Origin of the sequence: Streptomyces sp. NPDC093065 (genome assembly GCF_044754585.1) — a bacterium.
In the GTDB taxonomy this organism is placed as follows: Bacteria; Actinomycetota; Actinomycetes; order Streptomycetales; family Streptomycetaceae; genus Streptomyces.
In genome coordinates this window covers 41,635-57,632 of record NZ_JBIVPJ010000009.1, presented here as the reverse complement: position 1 = coordinate 57,632, position 15,998 = coordinate 41,635, and the positions used below count along the sequence as shown (strand labels likewise).

16 protein-coding genes are annotated in these 15,998 nt (G+C 71.0%); 11 read left to right on the top strand and 5 right to left on the bottom strand.

The features are described 5' to 3' along the window. Window positions 1-91: 91 nt before the first annotated feature. Window positions 92-1,702 (bottom strand): MFS transporter, encoded by a 1,611-nt coding sequence (locus ACIQFU_RS17575; RefSeq protein ID WP_402552442.1) that lies wholly within the window; start codon window positions 1,700-1,702, stop codon window positions 92-94. Window positions 1,703-1,817: 115 nt separating this feature from the next. Here ACIQFU_RS17575 and ACIQFU_RS17570 point away from each other — a divergent pair, with 115 nt between their 5' ends. The 3 genes from ACIQFU_RS17570 (at window position 1,818) to ACIQFU_RS17560 (ending at window position 4,736) form a co-directional block, all read left to right on the top strand. Further along, a complete protein-coding gene (locus ACIQFU_RS17570; protein ID WP_402552440.1) occupies window positions 1,818-2,501 on the top strand; it encodes a TetR family transcriptional regulator in 684 nt (227 codons plus the stop codon). Window positions 2,502-2,555: 54 nt separating this feature from the next. Further along, the gene (locus ACIQFU_RS17565) at window positions 2,556-3,776 is read left to right on the top strand and encodes an alpha/beta hydrolase family protein (protein WP_402552438.1); all 1,221 of its coding nucleotides are present in this window, start codon (window positions 2,556-2,558) and stop codon (window positions 3,774-3,776) included. A 66-nt stretch (window positions 3,777-3,842) separates the two neighbouring features. Beyond that, window positions 3,843-4,736 carry a DUF4429 domain-containing protein gene (locus ACIQFU_RS17560; RefSeq protein WP_402552437.1) on the top strand — a complete coding sequence of 298 codons (894 nt, stop codon included), beginning with the start codon at window positions 3,843-3,845 and terminating at the stop codon, window positions 4,734-4,736. 125 nt (window positions 4,737-4,861) lie between these two features. On the opposite strand, the gene ACIQFU_RS17555 is transcribed toward ACIQFU_RS17560, so the two are convergent. Then, on the bottom strand, window positions 4,862-6,082 hold the full coding sequence (locus tag ACIQFU_RS17555; protein WP_402552435.1) for an FAD-dependent monooxygenase: 1,221 nt from the start codon (window positions 6,080-6,082) through the stop codon (window positions 4,862-4,864). A 177-nt stretch (window positions 6,083-6,259) separates the two neighbouring features. Here ACIQFU_RS17555 and ACIQFU_RS17550 point away from each other — a divergent pair, with 177 nt between their 5' ends. Then, window positions 6,260-6,781, top strand: a complete 522-nt coding sequence (locus ACIQFU_RS17550; protein ID WP_402552433.1) for a MarR family winged helix-turn-helix transcriptional regulator — start codon at window positions 6,260-6,262, stop codon at window positions 6,779-6,781. Window positions 6,782-6,853: 72 nt separating this feature from the next. Here ACIQFU_RS17550 and ACIQFU_RS17545 read toward each other — a convergent pair whose 3' ends face one another. Both ACIQFU_RS17545 and ACIQFU_RS17540 read right to left on the bottom strand, forming a co-directional pair. Further along, window positions 6,854-7,870 carry an aldo/keto reductase gene (locus tag ACIQFU_RS17545; protein WP_402552432.1) on the bottom strand — a complete coding sequence of 339 codons (1,017 nt, stop codon included), beginning with the start codon at window positions 7,868-7,870 and terminating at the stop codon, window positions 6,854-6,856. Continuing rightward, on the bottom strand, window positions 7,867-8,364 hold the full coding sequence (locus ACIQFU_RS17540; RefSeq protein WP_402552430.1) for a MerR family transcriptional regulator: 498 nt from the start codon (window positions 8,362-8,364) through the stop codon (window positions 7,867-7,869). Before ACIQFU_RS17540 ends, ACIQFU_RS17545 begins: the two co-directional genes overlap by 4 nt. A gap of 88 nt (window positions 8,365-8,452) precedes the next feature. On the opposite strand from ACIQFU_RS17540, the gene ACIQFU_RS17535 reads away from it, so the two are divergent. The 6 genes from ACIQFU_RS17535 to ACIQFU_RS17510 all read left to right on the top strand — a co-directional run bounded on the left by ACIQFU_RS17535 (window position 8,453) and on the right by ACIQFU_RS17510 (window position 13,941). Then, the gene (locus ACIQFU_RS17535; protein ID WP_402552429.1) at window positions 8,453-8,935 is read left to right on the top strand and encodes a GNAT family N-acetyltransferase; all 483 of its coding nucleotides are present in this window, start codon (window positions 8,453-8,455) and stop codon (window positions 8,933-8,935) included. An 18-nt stretch (window positions 8,936-8,953) separates the two neighbouring features. Further along, window positions 8,954-9,775, top strand: a complete 822-nt coding sequence (locus ACIQFU_RS17530) for a serine hydrolase domain-containing protein (RefSeq protein WP_402552427.1) — start codon at window positions 8,954-8,956, stop codon at window positions 9,773-9,775. A 182-nt stretch (window positions 9,776-9,957) separates the two neighbouring features. Then, complete coding sequence (locus ACIQFU_RS17525; RefSeq protein WP_402552426.1) at window positions 9,958-10,794, top strand: helix-turn-helix transcriptional regulator; 837 nt, start codon at window positions 9,958-9,960, stop codon at window positions 10,792-10,794. Then, complete coding sequence (locus ACIQFU_RS17520; protein WP_402552424.1) at window positions 10,763-10,960, top strand: DUF397 domain-containing protein; 198 nt, start codon at window positions 10,763-10,765, stop codon at window positions 10,958-10,960. The genes ACIQFU_RS17525 and ACIQFU_RS17520 overlap by 32 nt, the downstream gene beginning before the upstream one ends. Window positions 10,961-11,566: 606 nt before the next feature. Then, window positions 11,567-13,531: a hypothetical protein gene (locus tag ACIQFU_RS17515; protein WP_402552422.1), complete on the top strand. Its 1,965-nt coding sequence runs from the start codon at window positions 11,567-11,569 to the stop codon at window positions 13,529-13,531. Then, window positions 13,531-13,941, top strand: coding sequence for a hypothetical protein (locus ACIQFU_RS17510; protein WP_402552420.1), 411 nt, complete (start codon window positions 13,531-13,533; stop codon window positions 13,939-13,941). The genes ACIQFU_RS17515 and ACIQFU_RS17510 overlap by 1 nt, the downstream gene beginning before the upstream one ends. A 58-nt stretch (window positions 13,942-13,999) precedes the next feature. Here ACIQFU_RS17510 and ACIQFU_RS17505 read toward each other — a convergent pair whose 3' ends face one another. Further along, on the bottom strand, window positions 14,000-14,656 hold the full coding sequence (locus ACIQFU_RS17505; protein WP_402552796.1) for a pirin family protein: 657 nt from the start codon (window positions 14,654-14,656) through the stop codon (window positions 14,000-14,002). A gap of 62 nt (window positions 14,657-14,718) precedes the next feature. Between ACIQFU_RS17505 and fasR the strand changes: the two genes are divergently transcribed. Next, window positions 14,719-15,924 (top strand): fatty acid biosynthesis transcriptional regulator FasR, encoded by a 1,206-nt coding sequence (gene fasR / locus ACIQFU_RS17500; RefSeq protein ID WP_052842855.1) that lies wholly within the window; start codon window positions 14,719-14,721, stop codon window positions 15,922-15,924. The last annotated feature ends 74 nt before the right edge of the window (window positions 15,925-15,998 follow it).

The following is a 15,998-nucleotide window of genomic DNA, read 5'->3' as shown; positions in this document are numbered from 1 at the left end:
CACCCTGATGGACGAAACGGGGCGACAGGGGCCGGGAACTCGCGAGCCGCGGGACTTCGGAAACGCGGATCGCACACGGATCGGACGCGGATCAGATGTGGCCGACGCCCGCACCGGCGTCCGCGTTCTCACCGCGCTTGGTGAGGAAGGCGACGAACACGGCCACGACCGCGACCCCGGCGGCGACGAGCGAGGCGAGGCTCATTCCGGAGATGAAGGTGTCGTGGGCGACCTCCGTGATCTGCCCGGCGACCTGGGCGGGAGTGCCCTCCGCCACCGGCGGGACGCCGACCCGGACCGCCTCGGACGCCTGGTGCGCCTGCTCCGGCGTCAGCTCGGGCAGTCCGGCGTCCGCCCAGTTGCCGGCCAGGTCGTTGTCGACCTTGGAGGCCATCACGGCGCCCAGCACGGCCGTGCCGAGGCTGCCGCCGATCTGCATCGCGGACTGCTGGAGACCGCCGGCCACGCCGGAGAGCTCCATCGGCGCGTTGCCGACGATGACCTCGGTGGCGCCGACCATGACGGGCGCGAGGCCGAGGCCCAGCAGGGCGAACCAGAGCGACATGAGGCCGCTGCCGGTGTCCGTCTCCAGCGTCGAGATGCCGAACATGGCGACCGCGGTGCACGCCATGCCGCCGGCCAGCGGGATGCGCGGGCCGACCTTGGTGATCGTCGCGCCCGCCAACGGCGAGGCGACGATCATCATGCCGGTGAGCGGCAGCAGGTGCAGACCGGCGTCGACCGGGCTCATGCCGTGGACGTTCTGCAGGTAGAACGTCACGAAGAACAGACCGCCCAGGAAGGCGATGGCCATCAGGACCATCAGGACCACACCGGCCGACAGCGGCACCGAGCGGAACATCGCCAGCGGGATCAGCGGTTCCCTCACCTTGGTCTCCCAGAAGGAGAACAGGACGAACCCCACCACCGACCCGCCGATGAACAGCCAGGTCTGACCGGAACCCCAGCCCCACTCGGGGGCCTTGATGAGTGCCCAGACGAGGGCGAACATCGAGGCGGACAGCAGCACGATGCCGAGGACGTCGAAGGAGCGCGGCGCGTTCTCGGCCCGGTGGTCCAGCAGGATCATCACGCCGAGCACGACGGCGACGATGCCCACCGGCACGTTGATGAAGAACACGGACTGCCAGTTGACGTGCTCGACCAGCACGCCGCCCAGGATCGGGCCGCCCGCGGTGGAGGCACCGATGACCATGCCCCAGATGCCGATGGCCATGTTGAGCTTCTCGGCCGGGAAGGTGGCCCGCAGCAGGCCGAGCGCGGCCGGCATCAGCAGCGCGCCGAACAGCCCCTGGAAGACGCGGAAGACGATGACCGCAGCGATGCTGCCCGACAGCCCGATGGCGCCGGAGGAGGCGGCGAAGCCGGCCACACCGATGAGGAAGGTCTGCCGGTGGCCGAAGCGGTCACCGAGCTTGCCCGCGGTGATCAGGGCGACCGCGAGGGCGAGGAAGTAGGCGTTGGTGATCCACTGGACGTTCGCGAGGCTGGCGTCCAGGTCGTCCTGGATCGCCGGGTTGGCGATCGCCACGATGGTGCCGTCCAGGGCCACCATCATGACCCCGACCGCGACGGTGACGAGGGTGACCCACGGATGGCCCCGCCATCCCTTGGCGGGCGCCGAACCCACCGGGGTGCCGTCACCCGGTCCCGGCTTGTCGATGGTGGTCTGACTAGTCATATCGCTGAGGCTAATGACAGCCGCTGACAGTTGACAAACCAATTCACGAGTCAGTAACTGACAAGACATCCTCCATATAGCCTGAACTGCGGAAACCATACGAAGGAGACGACTTTTGAAGGTGGCCGGCACGTCGGCGCCGGCGGAGACCGCGCCCGCGGCCTCCCGCCCCGGCCTGCGCGAACTCAAGAAGCAGCGCACCCGGGACCTGCTGCTGCGCTCCGCCCTCGAACTGTTCACCGAGCACGGTTACGAGGAGACGACCGTCGACGACATCGCCGAGGTGGCCGACGTCTCACAGCGCACCTTCTTCCGGTACTTCGCCTCCAAGGAGGACGCGGCGTTCTTCGTGTCCCGGCTCGCGGAGTCCCACTTCGTCGACGCCGTGCGCGCACGACCGCCCGAGGAGGCGCCCCTGGACGCGCTGCGCACGGCCCTCGTGGAGAGCTGGAGCACCATCGGCGAGGCCGTCGAACAGCTGGTCCCGCTGGAGCTGCACATGCGTTTCTACCGGGTGATCGAGTCGACGCCCGCGCTGCTCGCCGCCCACCTGCGGCGCGCGACGGAGCTGGAGGAGGAGATCGCCCGCGTCGTCGCCGACCGCGAGGGCCTGGACATCGACCGGGACCCGCGGCCCCGTGTGGTCGTGGCCGTCTTCGGAGCGGTGATGCGGGTGACCGAGCGGATCTGGTCGGGGCGCGAGGACGCGGGCCTGGCGGCCCTGCGGGACCTGACGGCCACTTACCTCGATCAGGTGACGCCCTCGCTCGCCGGGAACTGGCGCCGCGCCGAAACGTGATCCGTGTCACTGGATTCACGCGAGACCGGCCCGTTCTCCTAGTGTGTCCTCCCAGTGACTTCCTTCGACACCTCCCCGCAGTTGAACGTCTGGCGCGTACTGCTCGCCCTGGCCGTGGTGTTCGTGATGCTGGCGACCACCGGCTGGACCGCCCTGCGTGACCAGCGGGGCCCCACCGCCCTCGAAGCGTCGGTCGCGGCCTGGGAGCACGGCCGGATCGACGGACGCCGGCTGCCCGACGCGCAGGCTGCGCCCGCCCGGCTGGCCCGCTTCTTCGCCTCGCTCACCACATGGCAGCGCACGAGCCTGGCCCACCGGTATCCCCTGGCCGTCGGCAACATGAACGGCGCCCCCGTCCAGCTGCGCTACCTCGCCAACCGCTCCGCGCTGGAGAAGGCGCGGTCGGTGGAGCGGGAGCGCGTGCACGACAAGCGCCTGTCCCCGGCCGGGCAGCGCGAGGCCGGCCGGCGGGTGCGCAGCTACGAGTCGCTGCTCGAACCCGGCCGGCACGTCCTCGCCTTCGACCCGGCGGGCTCGGGCCGGGTCGCCGAGGTGTTCGGGAACCTGAACAGCGCCGACCGCGTGTCCGTCGTCGTGCCCGGCGTCGACACCGAGCTGCTCACCTTCCAGCGCACCGACCGCAAGAAGTATTCGGCGCCCGTCGGCATGGCGAAGTCGCTGTACGCGGCCGAGCGCGCGGCGAGCCCCGGCACCGGCACGGCCGTGATCGCCTGGGCCGACTACACCTCCCCCAGCGGTCTGGGCATGGAGGCGGCCACGGCGAACCGCGCCTCGCACGGGGCCGTACGGCTGAACGCGCTGCTGCGCGCGCTGCCCGGCAAGGCCCCCGTCTCCCTCTTCTGCCATAGCTACGGCTCGGTGGTGTGCGGCCTCGCCGCCGACACGCTGCCCGGCCGGGTGACCGACATAGCGGTGGCCGGCAGTCCCGGCATGCGCGCCGAGAACACCTCCCGCCTGGACACCTCCGCCCGGGTGTGGGCGATGCGGGACGCCGACGACTGGATCCAGGACGTGCCGTACCTGGAGGTCGGCGGCCTCGGCCACGGTGCCGACCCGGTGTCCGCGGCCTTCGGGGCGCGGGTGCTGTCCGCGCGGGACGCCCGGGGACACAGCGGCTACTTCGTACCCGGTACGGACAGCCTGCGGAACTTCGCGGGGATCGGCGTTGGCGCATACCGCACGGTCGCCTGCGCCGGCGAAGACGACACATGCCGGACGGATTTGTCCGCGGCGACGGCGGCCGGACGCGCGTAGAGGCGCAGAAACTCCGGTTTGCACGGGGAGGGGACGGAGAGGCTCGTGCCGCATACGATGAGCCGCATGGGTGACGTACTGGCCGGATTTCATGCCGCCTGGGAGTTCGAGTCCGACTCCGTGCTCATCCGCTACGAACGGGGGATTCGGACACCCAAGCTGTTCCAGGCCCTGGGGGGACGCCGTGTGCCCCTGGAGGCGATCGAGGGCGTGACGCTCACGCCCGGCAGGCGCGGCACCGTCGTGCTGCGCGTCGAACCGCGCGCGGGCGCCGATCCGCTGATCGAGGCGGCGGCCGGACAGCTGAAGGAGAGCGGCGACCCCTACCGGCTGGTGCTGCCCGCCGAACGGGAGGCGCTCGCGGAGTACTACGCCGACGAGCTGCGGGCGCTGCTGACCGAGTCCGGCAAGACCGAGCGCTACCTGGTGGCCCCGCCGAAGGCACCGCTGCACTTCAAGGCGTACGACGGGAAGGCCTCCTTCGACGGGGAGGCGGTGTCCTTCCGGTGGTCCTGGACGGGCGCGTCGTCGGCGAAGTGGAAGGCAGGCGACCAGAGCTTCCCGGTCGCCGGCCTGGGCGGGGTGGAGTGGCGCTCCCCCGAGATGTTCGAGGGGTACCTGCGCCTGCTGCCGCGCGACGTCGAGCCGTCGGCCGTATCGGCCACCTCGGCCGTCCCCTCGCCCCCTGCCGTCCCCCAGGCCGACCAGGACCCGGCGGCGGTCGTCTTCGGCCTCGGGTACGGGCCGGTGCACGAGTCACTGCCGTTCGCGGCGGCGGTGCTGGCGGCGGTGCGGGAGCGGGGCGCGAGCACCCCGGTGCCGGTGCCGGTGCCCGCGCCCCGGCGTGATCCGGCGGACATCGCCGAGCGGATACGGCACCTGGGGGAACTGCATCAGCAGGGGCTGGTGACGGACGAGGAGTTCTCCTCCAAGAAGGCGGAGCTGCTGGCGGAGCTCTAGCGTCCGCCGGGTTTCCGTTTCGTTTTCGGGTGCGGGCCCGATCCGGCCGGTCGCGCCCCGCGCCCCTGGTTGTCCGGCCGGACCGGCACCCGAGTGACCACCGGCCGCCCGGGTGAGGCGTCGTCTCACTCCGCTCCCGCGTAGTCCGGCAGCACCAGCGCCGAATGCGTCTCGCGCCGTTCCGCCGCCCGCTGGACGGCCCGTGCCGCCTGGGGGTCGCGGATCAGGGCGTTGCGGGCGTCGAGGGCCTCCCGTGTCGTCGGGGTGACGACCGTGCCGCCGCCGGTGGCCAGTGCCTGGTTGCGTTCGGCGAACGGCCGCAGTCGGCGCTCGTATGCCGCGAAGGCCTCGGTGTGGTCCGCGTGTGTGGCCAGTTCGCCGGCCAGGATGTAGGCGCCGACGAGTGCGACGCTCGAGCCCTGGCCGGAGATGAACGACGTGGCGTGCGCGGCGTCGCCCGCCAGAGCGACCCGGCCGTGGGACCAGGTGGGCATGTGGATCTGGCTCACGATGTCGAAGAAGAGGTCGTCGGCCTCCTGCATCGCCTTCAGCAGGCGCGGCACGTGCCACGCCTGCTCCGGGAAGTACGACGTGACCAGGTCGCGCTGGGCTCGCGGGTCCCGGAACGCCTCGAAGGGCGGGGTGTCGCGGAGGAAGGTGAGGAAGCCGTGCACGGGGTCGGTGGGCTCGTAGGAGTAGACGGCGGCGGCCCGTCCCGGTTCGTTCCAGACGGCGGCCTCGTGCGAGAGGCCGAACTCGTTGGGCAGGGTGAAGCCGGCGAAGACGTGCCCGAGGTAGCGGTGGAACGGCTCCTCGGGCCCGAAGACCAGCCGGCGCGTGTTCGAGTGCAGCCCGTCCGCGCCGATCACCAGGTCGAACGTGCGGTACGTGCCGCTGTCGAAGACGACGTGCACGGCCTCCCCGTCGTCGTCCAGCGTGGCGATCGAGTCGTCGAAGAGGAACTCGACGCGGTCCCGCAGCGGGGTGTACAGGGCGTCGGCCAGGTCGCCGCGTCGTACCTCGAGGTCGAGGCCGGCCTCCCCGCCGGTCATCTGTTCGGGCTGGAGCGCGCCGACCGTCTCACCGGCCGCGTCGACGAAGGTGATCCGCCGGGTGTCGACGTGCGCCTCGCTCAGCCGCGACAGCAGGCCCATGCGGTCCACGACCGCCCGGGCCGTGCCGCGTATGTCGATCGGGTACCCGCCGCCGCGCACGGCGGCGGCCTTCTCGACGACGGTCACCTCGAAGCCGTACCGGTCGAGCCAGTACGCGAGCGTGGGGCCGGCGATGCTCGCCCCGGAGACCAGGACCCGTCGGGCGGTGGGCGTGGGATGCGTGTGCGTCATGGGGTGGCACCTTTCCGCCGGGGTGTGCCCGGCCGGGAGGAAGGCACGCGGTTGACCACGGAAGCGCCAAGATGCGTACCTTAGGTATCCTTTATGGAGTCATACGGCACCCTTGGTGCCGTGACTCCGCCCCCCCACGATATAGATACCTAACTCAGGTATGCAAATGGAGGTGCCATGACCCCCGAGTCCCCCGGGGAGCCCGCGCCCGCGGTCTCGCACGACGACCTGCTCGCCGTACTGCCCCGGCTCACCCGGCTCAGCGCCGCGTTCAGCAAGGGCCGGCTCGTCGAGCGCGCCGCGGAGGCGGCCGGTCCGTCCCTCGACCGCCCCGCCGTGGGCGTGCTCGTCTCCCTGCTCGCGGCCGGCGAGCCGCTGCGCATCGGGGAGATCGCCGACCGGATGCAGGTCGTGGGCCCGCACGCCACCCGGCAGGTACAGCTGCTGGAGAAGCGACACCTGGTGCGGCGCATCGCCGACCCCCACGACCGCCGCGCGAGCCTCATCGAACCGACCGAGGCGGGAGAGGAGGCCGCCAACCGCTATGTGGCCTCCCTGCTCGGCTGGTTCGCCGGGGTCCTCACCGACTGGCCGTCCCAGGACCGCGACGACCTCCTCCGCCTCCTCGCCCGCTTCGCCGACGATGTGACGGCCCGGCTGGCACGGCCCGAAGAAGACCCTGAAGCCCAGGTGTATTGATCACGAGCGTCCACCTCGCGGGGATCCTCGCCCGGACCCGACGCCGGCCGAAGAGACAGAACCCGGGTGTCTCTACTCACGTCCCGCCGAAGTGAACGTCATGTCCGCGTACCGGTCGCCCGCGACCTTTTCCGCGATCGGCTCCAGCAGGGCCAGCTCCTCGTCGGTGAGGACGATCCTGGTCGCCGCCGTGTTCTCCGCCACCCGCGCCGGTTTCCGCGTGCCCGGGATCGGGACGACCGGCAGGCCGTGGACCCGGGAGCGCTGCTGGACCCAGGCCAGGGCGATCTGGCCGAGGGTGGCGTCGTGGGCCTCGGCGAGGGTGCGGACCGGGGCGAGGAGGGCCGCGTTGGCCGCCGCGTTGTCGCCGGTGAAGCGGGGCTGCCGGCGCCGGAAGTCGCCGTCCGTGAGGTCCTGTTGGGCGTCGGCGAAGGAGCCGGTGAGAAAGCCCCGGCCGAGCGGCGAGTAGGGGACGAGGGCCACGCCCAGTTCGCGGGCGGCCGGCACCACGCCCGCCTCGATGTCCCGGCTGAACAGCGACCACTCCGACTGCACGGCGGCGATCGGATGCACCGTCCGCGCGGCCCTCAGCTCGTCCCCCGTCACCTCGCTCAGCCCGAGGTGCTTGACCTTGCCCTCGCGGACCAGGTCGGCCATGACGCCGACGGTCTCCTCGATCGGCACGTTCACGTCGCGCCGGTGCATGTAGTAAAGGTCGACGACGTCGAGGTCAAGACGGCGCAGGCTGGCCTCGACGGCCTCGCGGACGTACGGCGCGTCGTTGCGGATGATCCGCCGGTCCGGGTCGTCCGGCGGGATCGACAGGGCGAACTTGGTCGCGACGACGACCTCGTCCCGGTGGGCCTTGAAGAACGGCGAGAGGAACCGCTCGTTCTCGCCCGCGCCGTAGGCGTCGGCCGTGTCGTAGAGGGTGACGCCCAGCTCCAGCGCCCGTTCCAGGGTCGCCCGGGACGCCTCGGCGTCCGAGGGGCCGTATCCGAAGCTCATGCCCATGCAGCCGAGGCCCTGGACACCCACCTCCGGGCCGCCCGCGCCGAGCCGTGCGGTCGGGATCCTGCTGTCGGTCATCGGTTGCTCCCCTCTTCACGGGCGCGTCCGGCGTCCCCGTAGAAGCTGATCTTCCGGTCGAGTACGGCGAGGGTGTCCTGGAGCTCCGCGATCCGCGTCAGCACGTCGCGGCGGGTGGACTCCAGCAGTTCCCGCCGGTCGAGGTAGGTGGACTCGCCCTCGCGCACCATCTCGGCGTACCGCACCATGTCGGCGACCGGCATGCCGGTCAGGCGCAGCTTGCCGACGAAGTCCAGCCAGTCCAGGTCGCGGTTGCTGTAGCGGCGCTGCCCGGTGTGCGAGCGGTCGATGTGGGACATCAGGCCGATCCGCTCGTACCAGCGCAGCGTGTGGGCCGTCAGGCCGGTGAAGGCGACCACCTCGCTGATCGTGTAGCGGTCCTGCCCGTCGGGGCGCGGGTGGCGCCGGGGCGGGGTGGCGCAGATGTCCGTTCTGGTGGCGTCCGTGGTGGCGTTCGGCGCGAGGGTTCCGGCCGTGGTCTGCATCACCGTCATAGCCTCAACGCTATGACCTTGGAGTGCACTCCAGGCAAGCGTGTCCGGCGGGAAAATGGCGCGATGGCGGGGCCGCCCGCTGATTGGCATGCCCGGCATGACGATCCTCGTACGCCGTGCACGCCCCGAGGACGCGGAGGAAGTACTCCGGCTGCGTCAGGTGATGATCGACTCGCTGGCCCGGTCCAGCCCTTCCACCGAGTGGCACGCCGAGTCCCTGCCCGTGCTGCGCGGCAGACTGGCCGAGCCGGACGGCGTCTTCGCCGCGTTCGTCGTGGACCATCCGGAGCGCCCGGCGACGCTGGCCGCACTGGTGGCCGGCACGCTGGACTACCGCATCGGCGGCGCGGGCAATCCGCACGGCACCGACGGCTACGTGTTCAGCGTCGCCACCGACCCGGACGCGCGCCGCCGCGGGTACGCGCGCGCCTGCATGGAGGCCCTGCTGGAGTGGTTCCGCGAGCAGGGCGCCCGGCGGGTCCGCCTCACCGCGTCCACCCAGGCCGAGCCCCTGTACGTGTCGATGGGCTTCCGGCTCAAGCCCGACCCCTTGCTGGAGCTGACACTCTGAGCACTTAGGCTCGAAGCCATGTCCCTCAAGAGCCTCGCGTCGATCGAGAACTGGCCGGTCCCCACCGCCGCGGCGGGCGTCGTACGGGCCGACGGCACGCGCCTCGGCACCCACGGCCCGGCCACGCACCGCTTCGCGCTCGCGTCGGTCACCAAGCCGCTGGCGGCCTACGCGGCACTCGTCGCGTACGAGGAGGGCGCGATCGAGCTGGACGAGCCCGCCGGTCCGCCCGGGGCGACGGTCCGCCACCTGCTCGCACACACCTCGGGCCTGGCCTTCGACGAGCACAAGGTGACCGCCCCGCCCGGGGAACGCCGGCTGTACTCCAACGCCGGTTTCGAGCAGCTCGGCGACCACATCGCGAAGGCCGCGGACATGCCGTTCGCCGAGTACGCGCGGCAGGCGGTGCTGGAGCCGCTGGGCATGACGGCCACCTCCCTCGACGGCTCCCCGGCGAAGGACGGCGTGTCCACGGTGGACGACCTCCTGCGGTTCGCGGCGGAGGTCCAGGCGCCGCGCCTGCTGGACCCGCGCACGGTCGCCGAGGCGATGACCGTCCAGTACCCGGGCACGAAGGGCGTCCTGCCGGGCTACGGCCACCAGAACCCCAACGACTGGGGCCTGGGCTTCGAGATCCGCGACGGCAAGTCCCCGCACTGGACGGGCTCCGCCTCCTCCCCGCGCACCTTCGGCCACTTCGGCCAGTCCGGCACGTTCCTGTGGATCGACCCGGACGCCTCCCTGGCCTGCGTGGCCCTCGCCGACCGCGCCTTCGGCCCCTGGGCGGTCGAGGCGTGGCCACCCTTCACGGACGCGGTACTCGCGGAGGTACGGGGCTGACGCACCTCACCGGGCCGAGCAGACTGCGCTCGGCGGTGCCGGCTCTCGACGTCCGTCACCTGCGGACCGGTGCGTGATTCACGCCACAACCACGCGACGCGGTGCGTACGCTCGACTACGTACAGAGACGAAGGCCGTCCGGTGTTGCCGCCCCGTTCGCAGTCCCGGAGTGAGGTGCCGCAGTGGCCAACATCCAGTCCCTCGACCCGACCGCGTCCCCGCTCGACTACTACGGCTGGGAACTGCGCCGCCAGCGCGAGGCCCACGGCCTCAAACAGGGCCAGCTCGGCGACATCATCTTCTGCACCGGCTCCCTGATCGGCCAGATCGAGACCACGAAGAAGGTCCCGACGCGGGACTTCTCCGAGCGGGTGGACGCCGCGCTGGGCACGGACGGCCTGTTCTCACGGCTGATCGGACTCGTCCTGCGCAGCCAACTCCCCACGTGGTTCCAGCCGTACGCGGAGATGGAGGCGAAGGCGGCGTACATCTCGACGTACCAGGCGCAGCTGGTCTACGGGCTGCTGCAGACGGAGGGGTACGCGCGGGCGGTGCTCGGCGTCGAGGGCGGCAACGTGGACGAGATGGTCGCCGCCCGGCTGGAACGCCAGCGCATCCTCCAGCGAGACCAGCCTCCCGCGCTGTGGGTCATCCTGGACGAGGCGGCAGTGCTGCGCGAGATCGGCGGGCCGGAGGTCATGCGCGGCCAGCTCGCCCACTTGCTGGGGTTCGCGGCTGCCCCCTGGGTCCGGATCCAGGTCCTTCCCCTTGCCGTGGGCCAACACACGGGCATGATGGGTACGTTCACGCTACTGAGGTTCGACGCCGACCCTGACCTCTTCTACAAGGACGGCTACTACTGCGGGCACATGACAGCCAGTCCGGACGTGATCAAGGAACGTTCATTCGGCTGCGCTCGACTGCAAGCCTCAGCCCTCTCCCCCGAGGACTCGGCGAGACTGATCACCCGCGTGATGGAGGAACGCTATGCGGTCCCGCACAGCACTGAGCAACGTTGAGTGGCGCAAGTCCAGTTACAGCGGAAGCAACGGCGGCGAATGCGTCGAGGTCGCCGAGAGCTGCCCCGCCGGCACCGTCCCCGTGCGGGACAGCAAGAACCCGGCCGGCCCGGTCGTCACCCTGGGCGCACGCGCCTGGCAGGCGTTCGTCAACGGCCCGCGGTAGTCCACACAGCACCTGTCGGCCAACGACACCGAGACGCAGAACGCCGAAGCCGACGCGAAGACCGCCGCGGCCACGGCCCATGCCAAGCGACTCGCCGCGGAGAAAGAGGAGGCCACCGCCAAGGCCGAGAAGGAGACCGCGGCGCAGAAGCAGGCCGAGGCCGCGGAGCACAAGACCAAGGCCCAGCAACGCGCGACCGAGGCCAAGGACGCCAAGGAACGGGCGGAGACCGCCGACACCACGGCCACCGAGAAGCGCAAGGGCGCGGAGGCCGCCCGCGACAAGGCCAAGGCCCTGCGCGACGACGCCTGGGACGCAGAGCAGAAGGCGAACGCCGCCCGGGCCAAGGCCGATGCCAAGGAGGCCTACGCCCAGGCGTCCGCGTCCGAGGACAATGCGCAGGAGGCCCGGAAGGCGGCCAACGACGCCGATGCCGCCGCCGACGACGCGGAGACGGCGGCCGTCGGTGCACGTTCCGAGGCGGACAAGGCGACCAAGGCAGCAGCCGATGCCGACGCGGCGGCCACTCGGGCGGAGGCCGCGGCGAAGCGGTCCCGGGCCGACTCCGACGCCGCCCAGGCCGCCAAGCTGACGGCGGACGCCGCGGTGAGGACTGCGACCAGTGCGGCGGCGGATGCCATCAAGGCGTCCAAGACCGCCGCGACGGCGGCCCGTACGGCGGTGGAGTTGGCCGACGACGCCGAGCAGCACGCCGCCGACGCCAAGAAGGAGGCGGACGCGGCCAAGGCCGAGGCGGTCACCGCGCTCGCCGGTGCCAACGAGTCCACGGGCTACGCCTACACCACCGCGCAGGCGGCCGTGGACGCCGGCAACTCGGCCGCGCGGGTCGCGGCGCCGGCGAACGACGCCATCCAGCTCGGATCGCCGTACGTCACCACCGACTCGGCCGCCGGTCTCGCCGTGCTGACCGGACAGTCGTCGAAGACGATCGCCGAACAGCAGCAGGCCGTCGCCGAGGCGCACGCGCAGAACGCGGAGGAGTCGGCCGCCCAGGCGCAGAGCGTGGCCAACGCGGCAAGCGGTGACGCCAAGGCTGCTTACACACTGACCGCCGAAGCCCTCGGCTACGCGGCGGACGCGCGCAACTCCGCCAAGGAAGCCTTGGGATACTCGGCAGAAGCAGCCTCGTACGCGACCCAGGCCGTACAGTCACTCACCCGCACCATCGCCTATGACACCCAGGCCACCGAGGACGCGGCGGCTGCCGACCGCGCGGCCGGCCGGGCCGAGGGCCACGCGAAGGACGCCCGAGACTCCGCCGACACAGCGGCCCTGGACGCCGAGGCCGCTCGCAGCGCGGCGGACACGGCCGAGCAGGCCGCCAAGGACGCCCGGGACGCCGCGGACCACGCCGCCACCGAGGCCGCGGCGGCGGAGGAGGCCGCCAAGGACGCCCAGAAGTACGCCGAGTCAGCCCAACAGGCGGCCGAGCAGGCAGAGAAGGAGGCCAACGCAGAACAGATCGGCAAGGGGACGGTCGTCGACCAGGCCGGCGCCCCCATCGGCGACGTCTTCTACGTGGTCGACCACATCGTGAAGGTCGGCGAACCGGAGGTCGTGAAGCAGTCGGACGGCTGCGAGGGCTTCATCGACGAGCTCTTCTACAACGGCGACTGCACCATGACCACGAAGCTCCGCTACAAGGAGGTGCTCGACCTCTACCTGTGCACTGCGGAGGACCTGGACGCCACGCAGTACATGTGCCCCTCCGGTGCGACGCTCTACCTCGGTGAGTACACCTCCGAGGAGCTGTCCACCGAGGTCACCCACACCATCACGATCGCGGAGTACCAGAAGGGCGTCGACCCGGTCGATATCCTCTTCGGCAGCTGGATCAAGTGCGCCCAGAAGATCGCCCCGGGCGGCGCGAGCGGCAGCTTGGGTGGCTGCGCCTGGGCCGCCCTGGACGTCGCGAGCCTGTTCGCGGGCAAGCTCATCCGGCCCATCGCGGACGCTGTCACCGCCCTGGACGCTTCCGTCAAGACCGGCATCGGCTTCGCCGACGCCTGGAAGGGTCTGCGCACCGTCGGTCTGACCGAAGAGGCCATCGCCGGCGTCGGAGCCAGAGCGCTGCAGGAAATGGGACGAACGTGCAAGGCCAGTCGCGCCGCACTGACCGTGCGCTCCGGCGGCGGCTACTGTACGTGGTTGGAGTTGGGCGGTCCCGGCAGGTGGATGCCCGAGACCGAGAACATGTCGCAAGCCGACCGTGCCTACGAGCATCTGGTGACGAACGGGGTCCCCTCTGGCGTCTCGTACAAAGTCCCCGCAGAGACACCAAGCGGTTTCGTGAAGTTCGACGGGTACCAGAACGGTACCCTCATCGATGCCAAGAACATCCACTACAAGGACAGTTGGATCAACGCCGATGGACGTCTCAAGTTCCCTACATCGGAGACCACTTCCATGGTGAAGCAAGTGGAGGCCGCGAAGGGCACACCCGTCGTGTGGTACATGTCCGACGAGAAGACCCGAGCCACCTTGGAGCTGTGGGCGCTGGACAACAAGGTCGAGGGCATCAAGTTCGTATTCAGGCAGGGGCAAGCGTAGTGAGCTACAGCCTGAGCCTCTACAGGTTCTCGGACGGCGAGTTGGCCGAACTCGACATGGACGTGGTCCGGGCAGTTCTCTCGCCCGTCCGCGCCGGGCGGGAGAAGGTCGGCGACGGCGCCACAGAGTACTGGATCCGGGCCGCTGACGGCAGCGAAGCCGAGGTGGGCATCTTCGAAAACTTCGTCAGTGTGGAAAATCCGCAGGCCGGTGATGTTTGGAAGATCATCATTGAGCTGACGGACCGACTCGGCGCGGGAATCCTCATTTCCAGCGGTGCGTTTCTCTGCCCTGAAGGCATGCGCGCCCAACTGCCCAAGGGAATGGAGGATGATTCCGTCTTCGTTCCTGTGATCACCCTGGCGGCCTTCGAGAGAGCGGCGGGTCCGTTCACGGACCCACTGACCTGATCGCTTCCTGGGCCCCGTCGAAGCCGAGCTGTATGGGCTTCGACGGGGCCCACGAGCGTCAGCGCGCCGACATCTCCCAGACCAGCATCTCGGACGTCGTCCCCGCCACCGCGTCCACGCCCTCGGCGCCCGTGACGCGAGCCGCGTCCCCCGCGCCCAGCGTCTCCCCGCCCAGCGTCACCTCGCCCCGCACCACGTGCACGTACACGTACGCCCCGTCCGGCACCGCCGTGCGCTCCCCCGCCGACAGGCGCCGTACGTGGAGCATCGCGCCGGCCTCCGGGACGGCGTACGGGGTGGAGTCGGCGATGCCGTGGACGATCTCGTAGGCGGGGTCGCCGCCGGGGTCCAGCGGGGCCAGCCACATCTGGACGAAGGTGAGGGGGACCGAGGCGTCGTTGCGCTCGACGTGGCGGACGCCGCCCGCGGAGCTGAGGCGTTGCACGTCACCGGCGCGGACCACGCTCTCGTGGCCGGTGCTGTCGCGGTGGGTCAGCTCGCCCTCGACCACCCAGGTGACGATCTCCGTGTGGCTGTGCGGGTGCTCGTCGAAGCCCGCGCCGGGGGCGAGACGCTCCTCGTTGCAGGCCAGCAGGGCCCCGAAGCGCAGGTTGTCGGGGTCGTAGTGGGGGCCGAAGGAGAAGGCGTGGCGGGAGGAGATGCCCGCCGCCTCGTCGCCTCCCGGGTAGCGCTCTTCGGCGCGGCGTACGTCCATCACACCGTTCACCGTAGCCCCGGCGGCACACCCGCCCGTCCCGATAAGGCAGTCTTGTCCCCGTGCCCGAACCCGAAACCGGCAAGCCCGACGCCCCCGCCCAGCCCGCCCACCCGCATACCGCGACCCTGAAGCGGCTGGAGCAGTCCTCCGGATCGCTCGCCGCGCAGGCCATCGCGCGCATGGACGAGACGCTGCCGTGGTACCGGGCCATGCCACCGGAGAACCGTTCCTGGATCGGGCTGGTCGCCCAGGCCGGCATCGCCGCGTTCACCGAGTGGTTCCGGCGCCCGGACGCGCCCCAGGCCATCTCCACCGACGTCTTCGGCACCGCTCCGCGCGAGCTGACCCGGGCGATCACGCTGCGGCAGACCGTGGAGATGGTGCGGACCACCATCGAGGTGATGGAGTCCGCGATCGACGAGGTCGCCGCGCCCGGCGACGAGTCCGTGCTGCGCGAGGCGCTGCTGGTGTACGCCCGGGAGATCGCCTTCGCGACCGCCCAGGTGTACGCGCAGGCCGCCGAGGCACGCGGCGCCTGGGACGCACGGCTCGAGTCGCTGGTGGTGAACGCCGTACTCAGCGGCGAGGCCGACGAGGGGGCCGTGTCCCGGGCCGCCGCCCTCGGGTGGAACTCCCCCGAGCACGTGTGCGTCGTGCTGGGCACCGCCCCCGACGGTGACTCCGAGCTGACCGTGGAGGCCATCCGGCGGGCGGCGCGGCACGCCAAGCTCCAGGTGCTGACCGGGGTGCTCGGGGACCGGCTCGTGGTGATCGCCGGCGGCCGCAACGACCCGCTGGCGGTGGCGAAGTCGCTGATCGGACCGTTCGCGCAGGGTCCGGTCGTCGCCGGCCCCGTGGTGCCGGACCTGCTGGCCGCGACCCGGTCCGCGCAGGCGGCCGCGGCCGGGCTGAAGGCGTGCACCGCCTGGCAGGACGCACCGCGCCCGGTGCTCGCCGACGATCTGCTGCCGGAGCGCGCGATCGCCTCCGACCCTTCGGCCCGTGAGCAGTTGGTGGAGGAGATCTACAGACCGCTGGAGGAGGCGGGTGCGGCACTCCTGGAGACGCTCAGCGTCTATCTCGAACAGGCGAGCAGCCTGGAGGGCGCCGCGCGGATGCTCTTCGTTCACCCGAACACCGTGCGCTACCGGCTCCGACGTGTGACTGACGTCACCGGATGGTCACCCTCTGATGTACGGTCTGCGTTCACACTGCGGATCGCGCTCATCCTGGGGCGTCTGGCCGACGGAGATCCTCAGCTCTAAGATTTTGTGCAGGGTCCACAAAACCCGCTCCTGTTCTTCGTCCCTGTCCCCACGGGCGGTCGTGGCCGTCCTCA